Origin of the sequence: Nocardia lasii (genome assembly GCF_042658545.1) — a bacterium.
Lineage (GTDB): Bacteria > Actinomycetota > Actinomycetes > Mycobacteriales > Mycobacteriaceae > Nocardia > Nocardia lasii.
Genome location: NZ_JBHSQN010000002.1, coordinates 509,619 through 534,609 on the forward strand (window position 1 = coordinate 509,619; position 24,991 = coordinate 534,609).

A 24,991-nucleotide genomic window follows, 5' to 3' on the forward strand; every position below is an offset into this window, starting at 1 on the left:
ACGACCCGCTGGGGCACCGCCGCCGGGCGGCCCGCGGGCAGCAGCTGGGCGGTCTCCTCGGCGCTGAGCAGGTCGATGTCCTCGATGGTCACCTCGGGTCGCGCGGTGATCGTCTCGAGGACGCGCACCAGGCGTTCGGCGAAGCGGGTGACGGTGGCGGCGGTGAAAAGGTCGGTGGCGTAGACGATCTCGCCGTCGATGCCCGCGCCGTCGGCGCGTTCGTTGAGCATCACCGTCAGGTCGGTCTTGGCCTGGGCCACATCGGGATCGAGCACCTCGACCTCGATGTCGTCGAGGGCGAAGCGGGTGGGATCGGCGTTGCGGAAGCCGAGCATCACCTGGTACAGCGGCGAATACGCGGTCGAACCGGCCCGGTCGAGCACCTCGACCAGGCGCTCGAACGGCACATCGGCGTGCGCGAGGGCGGCCAGGTCGGTGCCGCGCAGATCGGCAAGGAACTCCCGGAACGACAGGCGCTCACCGACTTCGGTGCGCAGGACCACCGTGTTGACGAACATGCCGACCAGGTCGTCGAGTTCGGGGCGACCACGGCCGCTGACCGGGGTGCCGATGGCGATATCGGCGGTATGGGCGGTGCGCGCGAGCAGGATCGCCAACGCGGCGTGCAGGACCATGAACACCGTGACGCCCTCGCGGCGGGCGAGCGCGGCGACCGCGTCGTGCAGGCGCGGCGCGACGGTGAAGTCCACGCTCGCGCCGTCCATCGACAGCACCGCCGGGCGCGGGCGGTCGGTGGGCAGGGCGAGCAGTTCCGGTGCGTCGGCGAGCGTCCGCTGCCAGTAGGCGATCTGGCGGCCCGACAGCGAGTCGGCGTGGTCCTCGGCGCCGAGCAACTCACGCTGCCACAGGGCGTAGTCGGCGTAGTCGACCGGCAGCGCGGGCCACTGGGGTGCGGTGCCGGTGCGGCGAGAGTGGTAGGCGGCGAACACATCTCGGGCCAGCGGCGCCATGGACGCGCCGTCGGCGGCGATGTGGTGCACCACCAGGACCAGCACGTAGGCGTCCGTGCCGGTGCGGTAGAGCCGCGCCCGGACCGGGGTGTCGGTGGCGATGTCGAAGCCCGCGTCCACGGTGGCGCGCAGCCGGTGCGCCAGCGCCGTCGGATCCTCGACGTCGACGAGTTCGACATCGGCGGCGCCGGCGGTGGTGTCCTGGACGAGCTGGTAGGGCATGCCCTCGCGCGCGGGGTAGATCGTGCGCAGGGTTTCGTGGCGGGTGACCACGTCGACCATCGCCCCGCGCAGCGCGGCGAGGTCCAGCGGGCCGGTGAGCCGGGCGGCGAAGGCGATGTTGTACGCGCCGGAGGCCGGGTCGAGCTGGTTGAGGATCCAGATGCGGCGCTGCGCGGCGGCCAGGGGGATCTCGACCAGGTCGTGGTGGCGCACCAGCGGCACGCCGGCGTAGCGGTCGCGCACGGCGATCCGCTCGGCCAGGGCGCCGACGGTGAGCGCCTCGAAGATGTCGCGCACCGCGACCCGCACGCGCAGGGCGGCTTCGGCACGGGCCGCGATCTGGGCGGCCGAGAGCGAGTTCACGCCGATGTCGAACAGGTCGGCGGTGACGCTGACCCGGTCGGCGCCGACGATCTCGGCGACGATCTTGGCCAGCACGGCTTCGCGGTCGGTGCGCGGGGCGACGAACTCCTCGGCATCGTCGAAACTCGCCGTCGGCAGGGCGGCGCGGTCGAGCTTGCCGTTGGCGTTGAGCGGCAGGGCGTCGAGCACCATCACCGCGCCGGGCACCAGGTAGGACGGCAGCAGCCGGCCGAGTTCGCGGCGCAACTGGGGGCCGTCGAGCTGCGCGCCGGGGGCGGCCGTGACGTAGGCGGTAATGCGGTCCTCGGTGACCAGGGCGACCGCGCGGGCGACGGTGTCGATCGAGCGCAGCGCGGCTTCGATGTCGCCGGGCTCCACGCGCTGACCGTGGTACTTCACCTGGAAGTCGCTGCGGCCGAAGAACTCCAGTGCGCCCGAGGGGGTCCAGCGGGCCAGGTCGCCGGTGCGGTAGAGCCGCGCGCCGGGTGCGCCGAACGGGTCGGCGAGGAACACCCCGCAGGTGAGATCGGGACGATCCTGGTAGCCGCGCGCCAGCTGGGCACCGGCCACGTACAGGTCGCCGACGACCCCGACCGGGACCGGGCGCAGGCGCGCGTTCAACACGTAGGCGGTCATGCCCGCGACCGGGTAGCCGATCGGAACATTCTGCGGCGCCACCGAATCGGCGGTGCAGCGGTAGGCGGTGACCACCTCGGCTTCGGCCGGGCCGTACCAGTTGACGACCGCGGCCCGATCGAACACCTGCTGGGCGCGGGTGGCGGTGCGCTGCGACAGCGCCTCACCGGCCGGGAACACGTAGCGCACCGACGGCAGTCGGGTGGTGCCCGGGTGTTCGAGCAGCACGTCGAGCATCGACGGCACGAAGTGCACGGTGCTGATCTTCTCGTCGGCGATGACCTCGGAAAGGTACGCCGGGTCGCGGTGCCCGTCGGGGGCGGCGACGACGATCTGGGCACCGGCCTGCAACGGCCAGAACAACTCCCACACCGCGATGTCGAAGGTGATCGGGGTCTTGTGCAGCACCACATCCGACGTGCCGTGCGGGAATTCGCGCTGCGCCCAGGCCAATTGGTGCACGGTGGCGGCGTGGGTCAGGGCCACGCCCTTCGGCGCGCCGGTGGAGCCTGAGGTGAACAGCACATACGCGGTGTTGTCGGCGCGCAGCGGAGCGCGACGGTCCCGGTTGCCGATCGGGTCGGACCGGTAGGCGCGCAGGTCCAGGTCGTCGAGGCGGACCCGGCGGGCCTGCTCGGGCAGGGCGCCCTCGGCGGCGGCGGTCGTGACGACCAGCAGCGGCCGGGCGACCTCGAGGACGTGGGTCAGGCGCGCGGTGGGGTGGTCGGGGTCGAGCGGGACGAACGCGGCACCGGTCTTCACGACCGCGTACACCGCGGTGATCAGCTCGATCGAGCGGTGCACGGCCACCGCCACCGTGGTTTCGGGGCCCGCGCCGAGGTCGACGAGGTGGCGGGCGAGCCGGTTCACCTCGGCGTCGAACTCGCCGTAGGTCAGCGTGCGACCGCCGGGCACGCGCAGGGCCACGGCGCCGGGGGTGCGCGCGACCTGCTCGTCGAAGGCGTCGACGAGGGTGCGCGCGGGGTGGACCAGGACCTCGTCGTGCGGGCGGACCAGGCGGGCCCGTGTCGCGTCGTCGACGAGATCGATCTCCCCGGCGACGGTGCGCGCGTCGGCGGTCACGGCGTCGAGGACGCGCGCGAACTGGTCGGTGAACCGGCGCGCGGTGGCCTCGTCGAACAGATCGGTGGCGTAGGTCAGGCGCAGGTTCATGCCGGTGACCTCGTTGCGCGGGCCGCGGTCCTCGGTGATCATCAGCAGCAGATCGCAGATGGCGGCGTCGGCGCCGACATCGATGCCGGCGACCTCGAGGCCGGGCAGTTCGAGCACGGCGGGCGCCATGTTCTGGTAGGCGAGCATCACCTGGAACAGCGGCGAATGCGCGGTCGAGCGCGCCGGATTGAGCACCTCGACCAGCTGCTCGAAGGGCACCGCGGCGTGGTCGAAGGCCTCGATGTCGGTGCGCCGGGCGAGGTCGATCAGGTCGGTGAAGCACTGGTCGGGCCGCACCCGGGTGCGCAGGACGAGCGTGTTGACGAACATGCCGACCAGCCCGTCCAGCGCGCGGTCGCCACGACCCGCGTACGGGGTGCCGATCGCGATGTCGTCGCTGCCCGACAGCTGTGCCAGCAGGACCGCCAGGGCGGTGTGGGCCACCATGAACGGGGTGACACCGGCCGAACGAGCCAGTGCCGCAACACGTTCGGCGACCTCGGGCGCGAGGGTGGTGTGCACGGTAGCGCCGCGATGGGACTGCTCCAGCGGACGCGGGCGATCGGTGGGCAGGGCGAGCACGTCGGGGACGCCCGCGAGCTGGGTGCGCCAGTAGCGCAGGTCGCGTGCCGCCGCGGAATCGTCGGCGTCGAGCTGTTCGCGCTGCCACAGCGCGTAGTCGGCGAACTGCACCGGCAGCGGCGCCCACTGCGGGGCCGCCCCGCTCCGGCGGGCGCTGTAGGCGGCGATGATGTCGGCGGCCAGGGGCGCCACCGAGAATCCGTCGCAGTTGATGTGGTGCACCGACAGGGCCAGCGCGTGCGCGGTGGCACCGAGGCGGTACAGGGCCACCCGCAGGGGGGCGCCGGCCGAGACGTCGAAGCCGGTGCCGAAGAACTCGGCCATGCGCGGGATCAGCTCGTGTTCGGCGACCGGGTAGACGGTGAGGTCGCACGCGGCGACCACCTCGTCGGCCGGGAGGATGACCTGGGCGGGGGTGCCGTCGTGGGCCGGGTAGGTGGTGCGCAGGCTCTCGTGCCGCTGCACCACGTCGTGCAGGGCGGCGACGAGCGCGGCGATGTCGAGTTCGCCGTCGAGGCTGATCGACAGCGGCACAACATAACTCGCCGATTCGGGGTCGAGCTGGTTGAGCAACCACATCCGGCTCTGCGCCGGCGAGAGCGGGATGCGCGCGGGACGCGGCCCGGCCACCGGACCGGCCACACTGCCGACCTCGCGCAGCCGTTCGACCCAGCGGGCCAGTTCGGCCACGGTCGGCGCCTCGAACACGGCGCGCACGGGGATGGTGACGCCGAGGACCTCGCCGATCCGGCTCAGGGCGCGGGTGGCCAGCAGCGAGTTGCCGCCGAGGGCGAAGAAATTGTCGTCGGCGCCGACCCACGGGGTCTGCACCAGGTCGGCGAGCACGGTCGCGATGGTTTCCTCGGCGATGCCGCTGGGCGCGCGGTAGCGGGTGACGACCGCGTCGGGGGCGGGCAGGGCGCGGAAGTCGATCTTGCCGTTGGCGGTGAGCGGGATCGCGTCGAGCCGGATCACCTGGGCGGGCACCATGTACGCGGGCAGGCGGCCGAGCAGGAACGTCCGCAGCTCGTCGGCGTCGATCGCCTCCTCGCTCACGGCGTACCCGACCAGCACCTGCTCGCCGGCGAGGGTCTGCACGGTCGCCACGGCCGCGCCGATGGTCCGGTGCGCGCGCAGGGCGGCTTCGATATCGCCGAGTTCCACGCGCAGGCCGCGGATCTTCACCTGGGAGTCGCGGCGGCCGACATAGCGCAGCTGCCCGGCGGAGTCCCAGCGGGCGAGGTCGCCGGTGCGGTACAGCCGCGCGCCGGGGGTGGCGCCGAGCGGGTCGGCGACGAACGCGGCGGCGGTGAGGTCGGGGCGCGCGTGGTAGCCGCGGGCGAGTTGGACGCCACCGAGATACAGCTCACCCGTGACACCGGGGGGCACCGGTCGCAGGCGCGCGTCGAGCACGTGCGCGACGACATTGGCCTCGGGGGTGCCGATGGGCACGGTGGGGCCGTCGAGTTCGCCGATCGGGTAGGCGGTGGCGCTGACGGCGGCCTCGGTGGGTCCGTAGAGGTTGTCGATCCGGGCGTCGCTGACGGTGCGCAAGCGTGCGACGGTGGCGGCGTCCAGCGCCTCGCCGATGCACAGGACCTGGCGCACGGTGGCGAGATCGGCGCGGGTGGCGGAGTCGAGGAAGGCCGACAGCAGCGACGGCACGAAATCGACGACACTGACCCCGTGCTCGGCGATCAGCCCGACCACGGCGGCGGGATCGGCGTGATCCTCGGTGCCCGCGACGACGAGCGCGGCGCCCGCGGTGGGCGCGGTGAACAGCTCCCACACCGACAGGTCGAAGGTGACCGGGGTGCGCAGCAGCAGCACGTCGGCGGCGCCGATCGCGTACTGCGCGGTGATCCACCGCAATTGGTTGACCACGGCCGCGTGGGTGAGCGCGACGCCCTTGGGGACGCCGGTCGACCCGGAGGTGAAGATGACATACGCCAGGTCGTCGGAGCGCAGGGGGCGGATCCGGTCGGCGTCGGTCACCGGGGCGGGGGCGACACCGTTCGCGCGGCCGGTGGGCAGCTCCGACAGTCGCCAGATCGGCGCGTCGGTGGGCAGTTCGATCGCCTCGCGCACCAGCACCGCGTCCGGGCGCGCGGTGGCGAGGACCGCGCGCAGGCGGTCGACGGGATGATCGGGGTCAAGCGGCAGGTAGGCCGCGCCCGCGGCGTGGATGGCGTAGAGGCTGGTGAGCAGGTCGACCGAGCGCCGCATCGACACCGCGACAAGGCTTCCCGGCCCGATCCCCTGTCCGATCAGACCCCTGGCCACGGCGTTGACCCTGGCACCGAACGCGCCGTAGGTGAGCGACTCGCCACTGGCGGCGTCGATGACCGCGGTGTGCTCGGGGTCGGCGAGGACCCGCGCGGCGAACAGATCCGCGATCGTCGCGTCGTCGACGGGGGCTTCGGGACCGCTCGCGCGCACCGACAGTTCGTCGAGTTCGCGCGGGCTCAGCAGCGACAGGTCGCCCACGGGCGCGGCGGGATCGGTGACGACGCCGCGCAGCAGCGTGACGAACCGCTCGAAGATCGGCGCCACCGTGTCTTCGTCGAAAAGGTCGGTGGCGTAACCGAATTCGACCCGCATATCGCCCGGTGCGCCGTACTGGTCGAGGGTGTCGACCAGGGTCAGGTGCAGGTCGTACTTGGCGACGCCGGGCTCGATCAGATCGGCCTGCACGGTGAGCCCGCCCAGGCTCAGGGTCGGCACATCGATGTTCTGGAACGAGAAACCGACCTGGGTCAGTGGCGCGTGCGCGGTGCTGCGCGGCGGGTTGATGACCTCCACCAGCTGTTCGAACGGGATCGCGGCGTTGTCGAACGCGCCAAGATCGCAGTCGCGGACGCGGGTGAGCATCTCGGTGAACGGGGCGCCGGAGTCGACCTGCGTGCGCAGGACCAGCGTGTTGACGAACATGCCGATCAGCGGGTCCAGGGCGGGTTCGCCGCGCCCGGCGACCGGGGTGCCGACGGCGATGTCGCCGGTGCCCGACAGGCGGGCCAGCAGGATCGCGAAGGCGGCGTGGGTGACCATGAACAGGGTCGAGTCGTGGCGACGGGCGAGCGCGACCAGGTCGCGGTGCAGCTCGGCCGGGATGGTGGCCGACAGGGTCGCGCCCCGGTAGGACTGCACGGCCGGGCGGGGACGGTCGGTCGGCAGATCCAGCATCTGCGGCAGGTCGGCCAGCGCGGCGAGCCAGTAGCGGATCTGGCTGGCCGTCACACTGCTCGGGTCGTCGGGCGAGCCGAGGTTCTCGCGCCGCCACAGGGTGTAGTCGGCGTACTGCACCGGCAGCGGCGCCCAGTCCGGGGCGTGGCCTGCCAGTCGGGCCGCGTAGGCCACGGCCAGGTCACCCGCGAGCGGGGCGAGCGAGGATCCGTCGATGGCGATGTGGTGCACGGTGAGCACCACGGTCCACTGCTCCGAACCCGCGCGCAGCAAACGCAGCCGCACCGGGATCTCGGCGCTGACGTCGAAACCGACGCCGGTCTCGCGCACGATCTGGTCGCTGACCTCGGCTTCGGTGGTCAGGATGAGCTCGAGCGCGGGCGCGTCGTCGGGTTCGAGGATCTGCTGCCACGGGCCTGCTTCGCTGTCGGGGTAGCGGGTGCGCAGGGTTTCGTGCCGTTCGACGACATCGGCGAGCGCGGCGCGCAGGGCGCCGACGTCGAGCGGGCCGCTGACGCGCACGACGACGGGCACGTTGTAGACCGCCGCCGCGATGTCGAACTGGTTGAGGAACCACATGCGGGCCTGCGCCGGGGACAGCGGAATCCGCTCCGGACGCGGCTGGGGCACGAGCCGTCCGGGAGTGTCGCCGGAGTTGTCGCGCAGCCCGATCGAGGCCAGTTCGCGGGCGAGCGCGTCCACGGTCGGCGTCTCGAACAGCGCGCGCACGGCGATGTCGGTGCCGAACACATCGGACAGCCGCGCCGCGGCCTTGGTCGCCGAGAGCGAGTTGCCGCCCAGGTCGAAGAAGTTGTCCAGCGCGCTCACGTGCGCCGCGCCGAGCACGTCCCGGTAGACCCCGGCCACGAGCTGTTCGGCGGGGGTGCGCGGGGCGATGTCGGCGACCGTGTGCGGGAACACCGGCTCGGGCAGCACGGAACGGTCGAGCTTGCCGCTGGCGGTGAGCGGGACCCGGTCGAGCACCATGCAGACATCGGGCACCATGTGCGCGGGCAGACGGTCGCGCGCGTCGGCGCGCACCCGCTCCGGGTCGACCTCCGTGCCGATCAGGTAGCCGACGAGGCGATCGGCGCCCTCGCTGCGCCGGATCACCACCACGGCGTGGCTCACCGACGGATCCTGGGCCAGCACGGCTTCGATCTCGCCGAGTTCGGTGCGCTGACCACGGATCTTGACCTGGTGATCGGCGCGGCCGAGGTACTGCAGGGACCGCTCGGCGGTCCAGCGGACCAGATCGCCGGTGCGGTACATGCGGGTGCCGTCACCGCACGGGTCGGCGACGAAGCTGGCGGCGGTCACGGTGGGTCGGCCCAGGTAGCCGCGCGCCAACTGCACGCCGCCGATGTAGAGCTCGCCCGCCGCGCCGACCGGCACCGGCTGCATCCGCGCGTCGAGGACCTGCGCGGACATGCCGCGGATGGGGCCGCCGATGGTGATCGGGCCCTGCGCGGCGACGGGGTCGCTGATCGCGACCATGATCGTGGTCTCGGTGGGTCCGTAGCCGTTGAACAGGCGCCGGCCGGGTGCCCACGCCGCGCTCAGATCGGGGGTGAGGGCCTCGCCGCCGGAGACCAGCACCTGCAGGCAGTCCAGTCCCTTCGGCGACATCGACGCCAGCACGGTCGGGGTGAGGAAAGCGTGCGTAACCCCGTGGTCGACAACGAGTTCGGCGAGTTCCTTGCCCGCGTACACATCGGGCGGGGAGATGATCAGCGTCGCGCCACCGGGGTGGGCGAGCAGGATCTCCAACATCACCGCGTCGAAACCGGGACCGGCGGCCTGCAGCACGCGCACGCCGGGGTCGACGTCGTAGCGATCCTGCTGTTCGGCGGCGAAATTGGCCAGGCCCTGGTTGGTGACCTCCACGCCCTTGGGCACACCGGTGGTGCCCGAGGTGTAGATCACGTATGCCACATCGCCCGAGTGCACGGGCCTGCCCCGCTCGGCGTCGGTGACCGGCGCCGCGGAGTACCCGTCGGTGATGGCGCGCGAGACGGGATCGGCGACCATCAGCAGCGACCACGGACCCGTGGGCGCGACACCGTCGACCTCGGCGCTGGTGAGCACGACCATCGGCATGCTGTCGGCCAGCATCGAGCGCACCCGGTCGCGTGGATTGCGCGGATCGATCAGGACAAGGGCCGCACCGGTTTTCGCGACCGCCCACACGGCCACCACGAAATCGACCGACCGCGGCAACACCATGGCCACGACCGCGCCCGGTCGGGCGCCCTCGTCGAGCAGGCGCCGGGCGAACCGGTTCGACCGCGCGTCGAGTTCGGCGAAGTCCATGCGCTCCTCGCCCGAGACCACGGCCGCCCCGCTCGGCGAGATCGCCACGCCCTTGGCGAGCAGGTCGGCCAGCGCGATGCCGGGCACCGCGTCCGCGCCCCGAACCGGGCGCAGCACCGCGTGTTCCACGACCGAGAGCAGGTCCACGTCACCGACCGGCACGGACGGATCGGTGACCACCGCGTCCAGGACCCGGCACAGGCGCTCGGCCAGGTTCTCGACGGTGGCCGGATCGAACAGATCGGTGGCGTAGTTGATCCGCAACGACACGTCACCGGCGGCGGCGTTCGCGCCGATCGTGACGACCAGGTCGACCTTCGCCGGTTCGGCGCCGGGATCGAGGACCTCGACCGTGAGGTCGGGCAGGGTCAGGCGGGGCAGTTCGGTGTTGTCGAAGGACAGATACACCTGGCAGATCGGCGCGTAGGCCGTGCTCCGCTGCGGGTCGAGCTCTTCCACGACCCGGTCGTAGGGCAGGTCGCCGTGCGCGAACGCGTCGAGGTCGATGTCCTTGACCCGCTCGAGCAGCGCGGTGAACGACTCGGCGCCGTCCACCGGGGTGCGCAGGGCCACGGTGTTGACGAACATGCCGACCAGCGGCGCGAGGTCGGCCTCACCGCGGCCTGCCAGCGGCGCGCCGACGACGATATCGCCGGTGCCCGAGAGCCGGGCCAGCAGCACCGCCAGCGCGGCGTGCACGACCATGAAGGGGGTGACGTCGGCGGCGCGGGCCAGTGCCTCGACCTCGGCGTAGATCCGGGCGGGGATGTGGGAGGCGACGATCTCGCCGCGCATCGACCGCTGGGCGGGGCGCGGCCGATCGGTGGGCAGCTCGAGCAGCGCGGGGGCATCGGCCAATTGCTGTGTCCAGTAACGCAAGTGGTCTGCGGCCGTGGAGTCGGGATCGGCGTCGTCGCCGAGCAGGGTGTGGTGCCAGTCGGCGTAGTCGGCGTACTGCACGCGCAACGGCGGCTGCGCGGGAGCGGTGTGCTGGGATCGGGCGGCGTAGGCGGCGGCGAAGTCGACGGCCAGGGGCGCCAGCGACACACCGTCACAGCAGATGTGGTGCAGCACCAGGACCAGGACGTGGTCCTCGGGCCCGGTGGTGAGCAGGGCCGCGCGCAGCGGCGGGCGCACGCAGACGTCGAAACCCTCGCCGGTCAGTTCCCGGATGCGGTCGGCCAGGGCCGCGCCGTCGACCTGCTCGGGAACGAGCGGGAAGTCGTCGAGTGTCGTTGCGCCGGAAAGGATTTCCTGGACGCCCTCGCCGTCGCGGGCGGGGTAGCGCGTGCGCAGGGCTTCGTGGCGTTCGAGCACATCGCCCAGTGCCGCGCGCAGGGCGGTGGCGTCGAGCCGGCCGGTGAGGCGAAGGACCAGGGGGATGTTGTAGGCGGCGGAACCGGGATCGACCCGGTTGATCAGCCACATCCGCTGCTGCGCGGGTGCCAGCGGCGCGAATCCGTCGCGCGGCACGGGCACCAGGGCGGGGCGCGCGCGGCGCCGGGCGCGGCCGACGCACTCGGCGAATCCGGCGACGGTCGGGTGGCCGAACAGGTCGCGCACCGACAGTTCACAGCCGGTGGCCTCGGCCAGTCGCACGACCGCGCTCGCGGCCGTGAGCGAGTTGCCGCCGACCTCGAAGAAGCTGTCGTGCACGCCGATTCGGTCCACGTCGAGGACCTCGGCGAAGACCCGGGCCACCGTCTCCTCGGTCCCGCCGCGCGGCGCCACGTACGCGGTGGCCTGCACGGCGGGCTCGGGCAGGGCCCGCAGGTCGAGTTTGCCGTTGACCGTCAAGGGCAGCTCGTCGAGGACCATCACAGTGCTGGGGATCATGTACTCCGGCAGCACCGAACCCGCCTGGGCCACCACGGCGGCGACGTCACAGTCGGCGCCGTTCGCGACGACGTAGCCGACCAGGCGCGCGGCGTCGGTATCCGGGCGATGGACCACCACCGCCGCCGCGGCGACAGCGGGGTGGGTGAGCAGCGCGGCGCGGACCTCGTCGAGTTCGATGCGGAAACCACGCAACTGGATCTGCTGGTCGGCGCGGCCCCGGTACTCGAGTTCGCCGTCGTGGTTGCGGCGGGCCACGTCACCGCTGCGGTACATCCGCTCCCCCGGCGCACCCCACGGGTCGGCCACGAAACGGCCCGCGCTCAGGGCGGGCTGCCCCAGGTAGCCGCGCGCCAATTGCCCACCGGCGACATAGATCTCACCCCAGGCCCCGACGGGCGCCGGGCGCAGCCGACGGTCGAGCACGTAGGCGCGCAGGCCGGGCAGCGGGGCGCCGATCACGCTGGGCGCGCCCGGCACCGCCGACGCCACACTCAGGTCGGCCCTGGTGACGAACACGGTGGTCTCGGTGATGCCGTAGCTGTTGACGATGAGCGGTTCGACCGGATTGTCCTCGTACCACGGCGCCAGCGCCGCCGGATCCAGGCTCTCGCCCGAGAGCACCACCAGCCGCAACGCCTGCGCGCCCTCGGGTGCGCCCGCGAGCCGGTAGCGCCGCTGCGCGGCGGCGAATTGATAGAAGGCCGACGGGGTGTGGCTGAACACGGTGACCCGCTCGCGGGCCGTGAGGCGCACCAGTTCCTCGGGCGAACGCGCCGTCGACCCGTCCACGACCACCAGGCGGCCGCCGGTGACCAGCGGGCCGAAGACCTCCCAGATCGAGTAGTCGAAGGCCACCGAGTGCAGCCACGTCCACACGTCGCCGGCGTGAATATCGAGGGCGGCAACGGAATTCGCGAGATAGGTGACCGCGGCCCGGTGGCTGATCACCACGCCCTTGGGCCGACCGGTCGAGCCGGAGGTGAAGATGATGTAGGCGGCGCTGTCGGGGCGCAGCGCGGTGGTGCGCTCGGCGTCGGTGATCGGGTCGGTGGGACCGTCGAGATCGTCGCCCGGTTCCAGCACCAGCGCGCGCTCGGTGGGCATCAGCTCACGGGTGGCCGCGTCGACGAGCACCACGGTCGGATCGGCGTGGCCGACAACGTATTCCAGCCGCTCGCGCGGGTGGGCGATGTCCAGGGGCAGGTACGCGGCGCCGGACTTCAACACGGCCAGCATCGCCACGATCACCTGCGTGCCACGCGGCAGCGCGAGGGCGACCACCGCGCCCGGACCCGCGCCGAGGGCGATCAGCCTGCGGGCCAGTCGGGTGGAGCGGGCGTCGAGCTCGCCGTAGGTGAGCGTGTCCCCGTCGGCGGTGACGGCCTCGGCCATCGGCGTCGAATGCGCTTGCCGCGCCAGCGAATCCACCAGCGTCTCGGTGGGCGCGGCGCCCGGCGCACCGGCCGACGCGGCGATGATCGCCCGCTCGCGCTCTGCGGTGACCAGCGGCAGATCCACCACCCGCGCGTCGGAGCCCACGGCGAGGAACCGGTGCAGGAAGTCGAGGAAACCGTCGGCGTTGCTGTCGATCTCGCGCTGGGTGTAGAGATTGTCGTTGCCGTGCAACTCGATGCGCAGCGGCGCGTCGGGACCGGTGCGGTAGAGGTTGATCTGGAGATCCTCGAGCGCGCCCGAAGTGAGCGCGTGATAGTGCCCCATCGCGTCGCCGAGGCGGATCTCGGAGTCGAAGAACAAGATGTTGAGCACCGGGCCGAAGGTGTTGGCGGAGTTGTCGATCGCGTCGGACTCGCGGCGCAGATCCTCGAAGCGGTAGCGCTGGTGGCGCAGCGCGGAGACCAGTTCGTTGACCGAGGCCCGCACGAGCTGCGACACGGTGGTGGTGTCGTCGACGCCGAAGCGGATCGGCACCATATTGGCCAGCATCGCCGCCGCGTTGCGCAGCTTCATCGTCACGCGCGCGCTCATCGGCACCGACAGCACCACGTCGTCGGCCCCGGTCATCCGGGTGAAGAAGGCCGCGAACGCCGCGACCACGACCTGCGCGGCCGAGGCGTCGAGTTCGGCGGAGCGGCGATCGAGCAGCGCGCACAGATCGGCCGGAAGTTCGCGGGCGGCGACCTCGTCCACGGTGCCCGCGCGGGCCACCCGCCCGGACAGGCCGGCGGGGGCGGGCAGGCCGACGACCTTGTCCAGCCAGTACCGGCGATCGGTCTCGAACCGCGAGCTCGACCGATAGGTCTGCTCCTCGGTGGCGATATCGCGCAGGTGCGCGGCGACCAGGCGACTGGGCTCGCGACCCTCCGACAGCGCGTTGTAGTACTCGCCGATCCGGCTCACCACGTTGAAGGCGCCGTATCCGTCGATCACGAGGTGGTGGGCGCGGGCGTACCACAGGTGCCGGTCGTCGCCGACCTTCAGCAGGCGCGTGACCGCGAGCTGGTGCTGGGTGATGTCGACCGGGCGGGTGTAGTCGGCGCGCATCCACTCGAGCGCGGCGGCCCGCGGGTCGGCGTCCGCGCTGAAGTCGAGGACCAGCTCGTTGAAGGTGATGTCGCGATCGACCAGCTGGTAGGGGCGACCGTCGACCTCGACGATGCGCACCATCAGCGACTCGGTCTCCTCGCAGGCCAGGTGGACCGCCTGGTTGAACAGCGCCACGTCGATGGGCCCCTCGATCTCGACGTACTGCGCGATATTGGTGGCGGCGCCGCTGTGCGCGCTGTCCGCGAACCACATGCCGTACTGCGCGGAAGAAAGCGGGATGAGGTCCCGATTACCGGCACAGTTTTCGACGAACTCCATGATCTACCCGACCCCTCGCATGGCTATATCGACCTAGCATCTACGGACTGAATCCGGTCCCGTCGGAGACCGCGCTGACGGCCCGCGGATCGCGGTACCCAGCCGCTTACCCGCCGAAACCTATCCCCGACATTAGCTGGATAGCAAACAACTGGCACACGAATTACAGGGAACACCCTAGTAACAATTACCGGCAGCCCACAACCGGATTCAGACATTCCGTACGAAACCAATATTTCGCCATCTTCGCAGATGGGACCCCCGAGCCGAACTCCCCTGTGCCGGAACCGGTCTGGTCGTACAGCGCACAGCTGCGCGTTTCGGACACGCATTTCCCACAGATCCCCAGTACAGCGAGCTATTCTTGCAAATTCGCCCGATGAACTGAACATTCGACCTGATAGACATATTCGAGGCTGCGACGGGTGCCGACACGCCGAAAAACCCCGGAGACAAACCTCACGAGGGTTATCGCCCCCAGCAACCCCGTACCGCGCGTGTCGGCGGAAGATATATCTTCACCGATTCCCGTCAAATATGGGGGCTTGACTTATTCAACAGTCCTTAATTCGCGCTACAACAAACTGGACAACATCTCGACCCAAGCAAATAAGTCACACGGTCGGTTATCGCCCAAAAATACGGGCGGCGAGAATTCACTGCCGGCAAACCCGCCCGCGACCGAATCGCAACGTGTCGATCCGAGCCCCCCAACGACGAACGGGCCCCGCCGAGGAGCTCGGCGGGGCCCGTTGTCGCGGGGGCGGTCAGTCTTCGTAGGCGTCCAGCGGCGGGCAGGAGCACACCAGATTGCGGTCACCGAAGGCGCCGTCGATCCGGCGCACCGACGGCCACACCTTGGGCCGGGCATGGCCGATTCCGCGCGGGTACACGGCCGTCTCCCGGCTGTAGGGGTGGTCCCAGTCGCCGACCAGGCTGGCGGCGGTGTGCGGGGCGCCGCGCAGCGGATTGTCGGTCACCGGCCACACACCGGCGCCGACCTGATCGATCTCGGCGCGGATGGCGATCATCGCGGCGATGAACTCGTCGATCTCCTCGAGGTTCTCGCTCTCGGTGGGCTCGACCATCAGCGTGCCCGCCACCGGGAAGCTCATGGTGGGCGCGTGGAAACCGTAGTCGGCCAGGCGCTTTGCCACGTCGTCGACGGTGACGCCGGTCTGCTTGGTGATCTCGCGCAGATCCAGGATGCACTCGTGGGCGACCATGCCGTTCTCGCCGGTGTAGAGCACCGGGAAGTAGGCGTCGAGCCTGCGGGCGATGTAGTTGGCCGAGGCGATGGCGGTCAGGGTGGCCGCGCGCAGCCCCTCGGCGCCCATCATGCGGATGTAGGCCCAGGTGATCGGCAGGATCGAGGCCGAACCGTAGTTGGCCGCCGAGACCGCGTGCGAACCGGCCTCGAGGGGGTCACCGGGCAGGTACTGCGCCAGGTGCGAGCGCACCGCCACCGGGCCGACGCCGGGACCGCCGCCGCCGTGCGGGATGCAGAAGGTCTTGTGCAGGTTCAGGTGGCTCACGTCGCCGCCGAACCGGCCCGGACGGGCAAGGCCGACAAGGGCATTGAGGTTGGCGCCGTCGACGTAGACCTGGCCGCCCGCGTCGTGCACGAGCGCGCACAGCTCGGCGACCTCGTGCTCGTAGACGCCGTGGGTGGACGGGTAGGTGATCATGATGCAGGCCAGCCGGTCGGCGTGGTCGGCGATCTTGGCGCGCAGGTCGTCGAGGTCGACGTCACCGTTGGCGCGGCACTTCACCACCTCCACGCGCATCCCCACCATGGCCGCCGAGGCCGCGTTGGTGCCGTGCGCGCTGGACGGGATCAGGCAGGTGTCGCGGTGGTCGTCGCCGCGATCGAGGTGGTAGCGCCGGATCGCGAGCAGACCCGCGTACTCGCCCTGACTACCGGCGTTGGGCTGCAGGCTCACCGCGTCGTAGCCGGTGATCTCGGCCAACCACCGCTCGAGATCGGCGATCAGCGTGCGGATGCCCGGGGTGTCCTCGGTGGGCGCGAAGGGGTGCAGGCGGGCGAACTCGGGCCAGGTGATGGCCTCCATCTCCGCGGTCGCGTTGAGCTTCATGGTGCACGAACCGAGCGGGATCATGCTGCGGTCCAGCGCGATGTCCTTGTCCGACAGGGCGCGCAGGTAGCGCAGCATGGCGGTCTCGGTGTGGTGGCGGGTGAACGCCGGATGGGTCAGGTACTCGGAGGTGCGGGTCTCGATCGCGGCCGGTTCGGTGCCGGTGCCGGCGTCGGGAGTCAGTGCGGTGCCGAAGGATTCGACCACGGCGGCGACGTGCGCGGCGGTGGTGGCCTCGTCGCAGGCGATCCCGACGTGATCGGCGTCGACCAGGCGCAGGTTGATGCCCTTCGACTTCGCCTTGGCGACAACGGCTTCCGCGCCGCCGGGCACATGGGCGAGCACGGTGTCGAAGAAGGCGCCGTGCACGACGGCCCCACCCAGACCGGTCGCCACGGCGGCGGCGTGCTCGTGCACCCGACGCGCGATGGCGCGCAGGCCGTTGGCGCCGTGGTAGCTCGCGTACATGGCGGCGACGATGGCCAGCAGCACCTGTGCGGTACAGATGTTGGAGGTGGCCTTCTCCCGGCGGATGTGCTGCTCGCGGGTCTGCAGCGCCAGACGGTAGGCGGGGTTGCCGTCGGCGTCGACCGACACCCCGACCAGGCGACCGGGCAGCTGACGGGCGAACGCGGTGCGCACGGCGAGGTACCCGGCGTGCGGGCCGCCGAAGCCCATCGGCACGCCGAAGCGCTGGGTGGTGCCGAAGCACACGTCGGCGCCCTGCTCCCCGGGCGGGGTGATCAGGGTCAGCGCGAGCAGATCCGCACCGGCGGCGACCAGTGCGCCACGGGAGTGGGCAGCGGCGCACAGCGCGGTCCAGTCGACGACACGACCCGACGCGCCCGGCGTCTGCACGATCACGCCGAAGAACTCGCCCTCGGGCAGCTCGCCGCCGGACAGCTCGGCCTCGACGATCTCGATCCCGAGCGGCTCGGCCCTGGTGCCGAGGATGGTCTTGGTCTGCGGGAACAGGTCGACGTCGATGAGCAGCCGGTTCGACTTGGACTTGCCCGCGCGGCGCAGCAAGGTCATCGCCTCGGCCGCGGCGGTGGCCTCGTCGAGCATGGAGGCATTGGCGACATCCATGCCGGTCAGATCCGAAACCATGGTCTGGAAGTTGAGCAGCGCCTCGAGCCTGCCCTGGCTGATCTCGGGCTGGTAAGGCGTGTAGGCGGTGTACCAGGCCGGGTTCTCCAGCAGGTTGCGCACCAGCACCGGCGGGGTGAGGGTGTCGTAGTAGCCGAGGCCGATCATCGAGGTCGCGACGGTGTTCGTCTGCGCCAGCGCGGCCAGTTCGGCGAGCACCTCGTGCTCGGAGGCGGGCGCGGGCAGCGCGCCGAGGCCGGATTCGTCGAGGATCGTGGCGGGCAGCGCCGTGGTCGCGAGGGCGTCGACGGAATCGACGCCGATGGTCGCGAGGATCCGGGCGAGTTCGTCGGAATCGGGTCCGATGTGGCGGTCGGCGAACGAACGGGTCACGGGCAGCTCCAGGTCGGGCGGGTCGACCACACGGTCGACGGGTACCAGCCCTCCCCCTCTGTCTGGGCGCCTGAGAGATTCGGTGACCCGGCGCCCGAGAAATCGGTGGACCGTGCCCCTTTCCCCGTGGGCGGGCAGCCTTGTGCCACCGCTTTCCAGAGGCGTCGAATCACCGTGCGGTCCCTGTTGCCTGAGAGATTGACGGGGAGGTGCTGCTCCTTCGGCGCCCCGGCTCTCACGAACCGAGGACTCTCCCGCACGGCGGCGACGCACCAACGATTCTAGAGGTAGGAACACCCCGGCGACGCCATCAGGGCCGCCGGGTGTGAGCAAAGCCGCCTCGCGCCCCGATCCGACCGGGTCCGCGGGGGCGGGCTACCCGGTTTTGCGGTTCTCCCGCACCTTGCGACGGAAGGACAGTTCGTCCTCCGGACGGTCGGTGATCGCGGTGGCCCGCTCGGCCGGGAAATCGGCGATCGCGCCGGTCAGCTCCCGCATGGCACCGCCGACGGCGATGCCGAACACGCCCTGGCCGCCCTGCAGTAAATCGACGACCTCCTCGGGCGAGGTGCACTCGTAGACCGAGGTGCCGTCGGAGAACAGCGTGATCCCGGCCAGATCGCCCACCCCACGGCTGCGCAGGTGGTCGACCGCGATGCGGATGTTCTGCAACGAGATGCCCGCGTCGAGCAGGCGCTTCACGATCTTGAGGACGAGGATGTCCTTGAACGAGTAGAGCCGCTGACTGCCCGAGCCCGCCGCGCCGCGAATGGACGGGACGACCAGCCCGGTGCGGGCCCAGTAATCGAGTTGGCGGTAGGTGATGCCGGCGACCTGACAGGCACTGGGGACCCGGTAGCCGACCAGATCGTCGGGCACCGAATCATCCGGGAACAGGCCGGGCTGTACGACATCCTGCGTCTGTTCTTCCACTGACCGCTCCTTCTGCCGACGTTCTCGGGTCGCCAGTCACGATGGATGTTGCCCGACTCTCGAGGTTACTCCTGCCATTGTCGGACCTGCGGTGTTGTCCCACCAAGCACCGAACACCGCGATTCGCTGGACCTCTACTTCAGGGTTAGGAAACCGGGCTCAGCTGTCGGTCGCCTTGAAGTCGTCGGGCGAGACCGACTCGAGGAACTCCTTGAACTTCTCCACCTCGTCCTCGCGCTCGTCGGGCATCACCAGCCCCGCTTCGGCGAGCACGGGCTCCTCGGCGAAGATCGGGCACCCCACCCGCAGCGCGATCGCCACCGAGTCCGAGGGCCGCGCCGAGACCCGCAGGTCGCCGTCGAAGACCAGATCGGCGTAGAAGGTGCCCTCCTGCAGATCCACGATCCGCACTTCCTTGAGCGTGTGCCCCAGTTCGGTGATGAGGATCTTGATCAGATCGTGGGTGAGCGGACGGATCGGGGTGACCCCCTCCTGCTCGAGCACGATCGCGGTGGCCTCGGCCTGCCCGATCCAGATCGGCAGATACCGCTCCCCCGAGGCCTCGCGCAGCAGCAGCACGGGTTGATTCTGTGGCTGCTCGACACGGATGCCGATGACGCGCATCTCACTCATGAAGTGTCCTGCCTCCCATACTCGCCGCCGGCCGGCACGACAGCTGCACAGCTCGCCGTAACTCTGAGTCTAGGCGAATTTCAGGACGTGTAGCGGGGACGATCGAGCCGAAATCGGTGTGTAGCCGGGGCGATACCTGATCATCGAGCCGGGTGTGTCATCCGCCGAGCGCCGCCCGTACCGCGGCGGTCACCAGTGCGGCGTGCAGGTTCAGCGACAGGGCGGCGAGTTCGCGGACGGTCTCCTCGGCGCGGGCGCGCGCGTCGGCGTCGCGGCTCTTCGCGATGGGCGCGGCGATCTGCGCGATCAGCGCGGCCTCGCGATCGGCGGCGAGTTTGAACGCGCGCAGATGGCGTGCTTCCAGACCGAATTCGGCCATCGCCTTCGCCGCGTGGGCCAGGGTCACCGCGTCGGACTCGAAGAACCCGCCGACCCCGGCCACGATCAGACCCGCGCGCAGCAGGTCGTCGAGGAAAGCGTCGTCGATCTCGGCCTTGGCGAGCAGATCGGCCCTGGTGAGCCGCACGCCGACATCGACGCGCAGTTCCTCGGGCGTGAACTCCCCCGGCACCACACCGAGTCGGCGCGGTGTTCTGGTCTGTTCGGCGTCCACGGGACCGGGCACCGCGTGCCCGGCCTCCGCGGCGCCGAGGTGGGAGTGCGCGCGGGCGCGCGCTTCGCGCACGCCCAGCGTCGCCGCCCCGCTGTCGATCGCTTCCAACTGCTCCTTGATCACCTTCAACGGCAGGTACTGATCGCGTTGCGCGGTCAGCACGAAGCGCAGCCGTTCGTAGTCCGAGACCGAGAACCGCCGGTACCCCGACGGCGTTCGCTCCGGCCGGATCAGGCCCTCGGATTCGAGGAACCGGATCTTGGAGATGGTGATATCAGGAAAATCTGGTCGCAGCAGGTCGAGTACGGAGCCGATCGACATCCCTCCGCGGGCCCACTGCGCCGCCCCTGTCACAGCACTGTGCCCGTCGCGGGCACCAGTACCGTAGGGGTCATCGCGACCCCGCGCCCGATGCGGACTCGCTGGCCTGCGTACGCGGTCCGGTCAGGAAGACCAACCGGAACTTGCCGATCTGGACCTCGTCGCCGTTCTGCAGCTCCGAGGAATCGACCGGCTCCCGGTTGACGTAGGTGCCGTTGAGGCTGCCCACATCGACGACCTGGAACGAGTCGTCGTCCTGACGGAACTCGGCGTGCCGACGGCTGACGGTGACGTCGTCGAGAAAGATGTCACTGTCGGGATGGCGGCCGGCCGAGGTGGTCGGCTGATCCAGCAGGAAACGCGAGCCCGCGTTCGGGCCACGCTTGACCACCAGGAGGGCCGCGCCGGCCGGAAGGCCCTCGACGCCCTGGACCGGCTGTTCACCGGTCGGCTCTGCGGAGCGCGACGCGTCGACCTCGTTGAGGAAGTCCGCGCGGAAGACCGATGTCGTCTCGGCCGCGGTTTCCCCGTAACCCGGGTCCCTGTTCTCGCTCACCGTTTCTCTCCTCCTCGAACCTGATTATCCATGCAAGCAGGTGCTGTATTCGCCCGACACGACCGGCGCGATCACCTCGCCGGGAGAGTTCCCGGCGTCGATTCCCCGACGTATCCGCTTGGCTTTGACCGTACCCTGCCGGGGCGTGCCCGTGCAGGGAGAACTGTGAAGGCTGCGTCAGCCCCCGATAACTCCTTGGTAACCCGCGGCATCCAGCAGTTCACCGACCGCGGAATCCAGGGTTGCCTCGTCGTCGAACGCGAGCTCGAACAGCCAGCCCGCGTCGTAGGGATCGGTGTTGAGCGTCTCCGGTGCCGACACCAGATCCTCGTTCACCGCAACGACTTTGCCGCTCAGCGGCGCGTAGATGTCGGACACGCTCTTGGTCGACTCGACCTCGGCGATGCTCTCGCCCGCGGTCACGTCGGCGTCGACGTCGGGCAGTTGGACGAACACGACGTCACCCAGCTGTGATTGGGCGTAGTCGGTGATGCCGACACGGACCGCTGTGGGGCTGGTCCGCCGCACCCATTCGTGCTCTTCGGTGTAGCGCAGGTCCTCCGGGGTCCGGGTCACAGGACGTCCTTTCTTCATCGACGATGCACGCAACAGTATCGACTAGCTCCCGCGGTGGGGCACAGGCGGTATCGTTCGCGCGACCGCGACCGCCAACCCCGCGTAGAGCAGCCCGGTCCAGACGTAGAGCGCGGTGCCCCAGATGAGCAGGGCCCAGCCGAAGGCCCAGCCGAAAGTGGCGCCCGCCCAATCCATCTCCCCGGTGAGCATCCACGGCAGGGCCGACATCAACGCGAAGGTGGCCGCTTTGCCCAGGTAGATGACTTCCGGGGCGGGTAGCTCGCGCCGCTTGTACACCGACAGCGTGGCGGTGAGCACGAGGTCGCGCCCGATCAGGATCACCGCGATCCACCACGGCAGCAGCCCGCGCGCGACGAAGGCCACCAGGGTCGTCACGAGGTAGAGCCGGTCCACGAGTGGGTCGAGCAGCGCGCCCAGGCGCGAGGCCTGGTCGAGCAGTCGGGCGAGTTTGCCGTCGAGGAAGTCGGTGAAGCCGCTGGCGATCAGCAGGGCGAAGGCCCAGCCGTCGGCATGTCGGACCAGCATCAGCCACAGGAAAACGGGGATGCCGATCAACCGCACCACGCTCAGTGCGTTGGGCACGGTCAGGATGCGGTCGCTGAACACGCCACCGGTTTCGGTGTCGCGCGTGTTCGGCTGTCCTGATTCGGTTGCCACGCCCATGCTTACCGCAGCCACCCCCGCTCGCGCCATCCGGCCACGCCGAAACGCCACCGATCCGCCGCGGTGGGGCCGGGTGTGCTGCCCGACCGGCGCGAACCCGCTAACCTGGGCAGTCGTGCCCGACAGTGCTATTGATCTGCGCTCCTATGTCTCCGCCGAGGAGGCCCGCGAACGGGGTCGCGCCGCCCGCGAGCGGGTGCCCGTCACCGATCGCGACCGCGCCGCCGAGAGTCAGGACCGGCCCACGGTGCGCGAGTTCATCGACACCAGCAATCAGGGCCGCATCGAGCGGTTGATCCCGTTGCGGATCGGCCGGATGACCGCCTCGCCGTTCACGTTCTTCCGCGGCGCCGCGGGTCTGATGGCCGCGGACCTGTCCGCCGGTCCCGACAGTGGCCTGACCGCGCAGATCTGTGGTGACGCCCACGCCGCCAACTTCGGTCTGTACGGCACGCAGCGCGGCGAGATCGTGATGGATATCAACGATTTCGACGAGACCGTGCGCGGCCCGTGGGAGTGGGATCTCGAGCGGCTGGCGGCGAGTCTGGTGCTGGCCGGGCGCGAGAGCGGCGCCGACGCCGACGACTGTGTGCTCGCCGCGCGCGATGCCGCGAGTTCCTACCGCGCCACCGTGGCCGAGCTGGCGGGCATGCCGTTCATGCAGTCGTGGACCGCGCTGCCCGACGAGTCGATCCTGGCCAGCGCCCAGGCCCACGACCTGATCGACGACTTCAAGAAGGCCGCCAAGAAGGCCCGCAAGAACACCAGCGCCAAGGTGGTGGCCAAGTGGACCCATCTCGACGATCACGAGACCGATATCCGCAAGCACCGTTTCGTCAGCGACCCGCCGGTGTTGACCTCGGTCGACGAACACGTCGCCGAGGCCGTGATCGACGGGCTGCAACAGTACGCGGGCACCATCCGTGAGTCCCGGCGCGAACTGCTGGCCCGGTTCGCGGTCTCCGACGTGGCCTTCCGCATCGTCGGCACCGGCAGCGTGGGCCTGCACAGCTATGTGGCGCTGCTGCACGGCAACGACGGCGAGGCGGTGGTGCTCCAGGTCAAACAGGCGCGAGCCTCGGCCCTGGCCCCGTTCCTGCCGCCGACCGCGCCCCGACACGAGGGTGAGCGGATCGTGGCCGGTGCGCGCAGCGTGCAGTCCGAGACCGACATCCTGCTCGGCTGGACGACGGTCGAACTCGACGAGCCGCTGCCGTTCATCGTGCGCCAGTTCCGCAACCTCAAGGGCAGCATCGATCCGGCGGGCCTGTCGGCGGAGGATCTCGACGACTACGGCAGGCTCGCCGGGGCGTTGCTGGCCCGCGCGCACGCCCGCTCGCTCGACCCGCGCGCGCTGGCGGGGTATCTGGAAACCGACAGCGAGGACGACGATCGCTTCGAGGAATCGGTGGCGCGCTTCGCGGTGCGCTACGCCGATCGCACCGAGGCCGATCACGCCGAACTGGTGGCCGCGGTCGAGGCGGGCACGATCGCCGCCGAACGGGATTGAGCGAGCTACGATGTACGCCAACGGTTCTCGGCACAGCAACGAAGGGCGGTCTCCATGCTCGTGCGCGTGCAGAATGCGGCAGGCAGCGATGCCGAGGGCGCACTGATCGATTGGTTGCGCACGTGGAAGGACCCCGACAGCCCGCACGGCGTCGCGACGATCAATTGTAGTCTGTTCCACCAGGATCGGCTGCACCAGTTCGACGCGGTGGTGTGGACGCCCACCAGTTGCGTGGTGATCGAGGCCGAGACGTTCACCGCGCCGCAGGACGGGGTGCTCGAGATCCCGCTCAACGGCCCGTGGATGGTCTCCGGTGAACTCGCGCAGTTCGCCGGCGCGGAGAAGTCGACCCCGCTGGAACGCTCCCGCGAGCACACCTTCGCCCTGCAGGACTACCTCGCCGCGCGCGGGCTCGGCCAGCGCGCGGTCCACGGCCTCGGCCTGATCGTGCCGATGCGCGGCGCCCAGATCGACGTGCACCAGGGCTGGAGCGACCCGAGTTTCGATGTGATCGTCACCGACGACCCGCACCGACTCGAGCTGTACTTCGACCTGCTGGCCCAGAAGGAACACAATCTCTGGACGGCCAACGACATCGCGATCGCGTTTCGCGGGCTCGGCATCCTGCCGTACCTGCCCGCACCGCAGGACCTGCTCAACGAGGGTTTCCTCGGCCCGATCGATGTGACGCTGTGGCACGGCGGCCCCACCCAGGCGGCCGCGGAACAGTACGCCGACGAGCAGGCCGAGCTCGAGCGGGAAGCGCAGTCGCGTGGTTCGATCGCGCCCTGGTACAGCCCGTGGAAGCTGTACCCGCGCGTCGGCGGCGATCTCGATTTCGGGCGGGCGTTCCTGCGGACCACCCTGGCGCTGGGCATGATCGTGGCAATCGTGTGGGTGCTGTGGTTCGTGGTCACGGCGGTGCTCACCTACGGTCCGGCCTGAGCCCGGCCCGGACGCGGCGGCTATCGTCGCGTCCGTGATCGAGCGCGCCCGTGTGTCGGTGATCGTCGGTGGCGCTGTCGTCACCGCCGCGATTCCGCTGACGTTCGCCGCCGACGGTGGTCCGGGCGCGCTGGACTCGGTGGTGTCCGAGCACGCCGTGTCACCGGGGCTGGCTCGGGCACTGGTCCTTCCGAGCGACGCGCCGGTGGTGCTGGCATTGCTGTTCGCCGCGTGCGCGTGGTTCGCGCTGCGTCGTCAGTGGTGGCGCGCGGTGACGATGCTCGCGGTTCCCGAACTCGCCCTGGCCGCCAATACCTGGGTGCTGAAACCCCTGTGGGACAGGCAGTTCCACGACTTCCTCGCCTACCCCAGCGGTCACACCGTCCATCTGGTCGCCGTCGCAACGACTTTCGCGTACCTGGTGAACGACCGACTGACGCGGATCGTGGTCGCGATCCTCACCGTGGCGGCGCTGATCGCGATCATCCCCGGCATGGTCGCCCTCGGCTACCACCGCCCCACCGATGTGCTCGGCGG

Annotated in this window: 11 protein-coding genes and 1 riboswitch; of the genes, 3 read left to right on the forward strand and 8 right to left on the reverse strand. The window is 70.4% G+C overall.

All coding sequences use genetic code 11. The features are described from left to right. The 8 genes from ACFP3H_RS06125 to ACFP3H_RS06160 all read right to left on the reverse strand — a co-directional run. The coding region (locus tag ACFP3H_RS06125; RefSeq protein WP_378600780.1) for an amino acid adenylation domain-containing protein at positions 1-14,105 on the reverse strand (14,105 nt) is incomplete at its 3' end. Positions 14,106-14,872: 767 nt separating this feature from the next. Beyond that, positions 14,873-17,683 carry an aminomethyl-transferring glycine dehydrogenase gene (gene gcvP, locus ACFP3H_RS06130; RefSeq protein ID WP_378600783.1) on the reverse strand — a complete coding sequence of 937 codons (2,811 nt, stop codon included), beginning with the start codon at positions 17,681-17,683 and terminating at the stop codon, positions 14,873-14,875. 167 nt (positions 17,684-17,850) lie between these two features. Further along, positions 17,851-17,950: riboswitch (glycine riboswitch) on the reverse strand. 108 nt (positions 17,951-18,058) lie between these two features. Further along, entirely contained in the window at positions 18,059-18,616 is a 558-nt protein-coding gene (locus ACFP3H_RS06135; protein ID WP_131816826.1) for a MerR family transcriptional regulator, read from the reverse strand. 159 nt (positions 18,617-18,775) lie between these two features. Continuing rightward, a complete protein-coding gene (locus ACFP3H_RS06140) occupies positions 18,776-19,249 on the reverse strand; it encodes a bifunctional nuclease family protein (protein ID WP_378600787.1) in 474 nt (157 codons plus the stop codon). A 157-nt stretch (positions 19,250-19,406) separates the two neighbouring features. Further along, positions 19,407-20,183 (reverse strand): transcriptional regulator FtsR, encoded by a 777-nt coding sequence (ftsR, locus tag ACFP3H_RS06145; protein ID WP_378600790.1) that lies wholly within the window; start codon positions 20,181-20,183, stop codon positions 19,407-19,409. Between the two features lie 70 nt (positions 20,184-20,253). Then, a complete protein-coding gene (odhI, locus tag ACFP3H_RS06150; RefSeq protein WP_378600793.1) occupies positions 20,254-20,739 on the reverse strand; it encodes an oxoglutarate dehydrogenase inhibitor Odhl in 486 nt (161 codons plus the stop codon). Positions 20,740-20,916: 177 nt separating this feature from the next. After that, positions 20,917-21,315: a glycine cleavage system protein GcvH gene (gene gcvH / locus ACFP3H_RS06155; RefSeq protein WP_378600795.1), complete on the reverse strand. Its 399-nt coding sequence runs from the start codon at positions 21,313-21,315 to the stop codon at positions 20,917-20,919. A 42-nt stretch (positions 21,316-21,357) separates the two neighbouring features. Continuing rightward, positions 21,358-21,993, reverse strand: coding sequence for a CDP-alcohol phosphatidyltransferase family protein (locus tag ACFP3H_RS06160; protein WP_378600797.1), 636 nt, complete (start codon positions 21,991-21,993; stop codon positions 21,358-21,360). Between the two features lie 121 nt (positions 21,994-22,114). On the opposite strand from ACFP3H_RS06160, the gene ACFP3H_RS06165 reads away from it, so the two are divergent. The 3 genes from ACFP3H_RS06165 to ACFP3H_RS06175 form a co-directional block, all read left to right on the forward strand. After that, positions 22,115-23,509 (forward strand): DUF2252 domain-containing protein, encoded by a 1,395-nt coding sequence (locus ACFP3H_RS06165; RefSeq protein WP_378600799.1) that lies wholly within the window; start codon positions 22,115-22,117, stop codon positions 23,507-23,509. A gap of 66 nt (positions 23,510-23,575) precedes the next feature. Next, positions 23,576-24,454, forward strand: coding sequence for a nuclease-related domain-containing protein (locus tag ACFP3H_RS06170; RefSeq protein WP_378600801.1), 879 nt, complete (start codon positions 23,576-23,578; stop codon positions 24,452-24,454). A 34-nt stretch (positions 24,455-24,488) separates the two neighbouring features. After that, a partial coding sequence (locus ACFP3H_RS06175; protein ID WP_378600803.1) for a phosphatase PAP2 family protein occupies positions 24,489-24,991 on the forward strand: 503 nt, incomplete at its 3' end.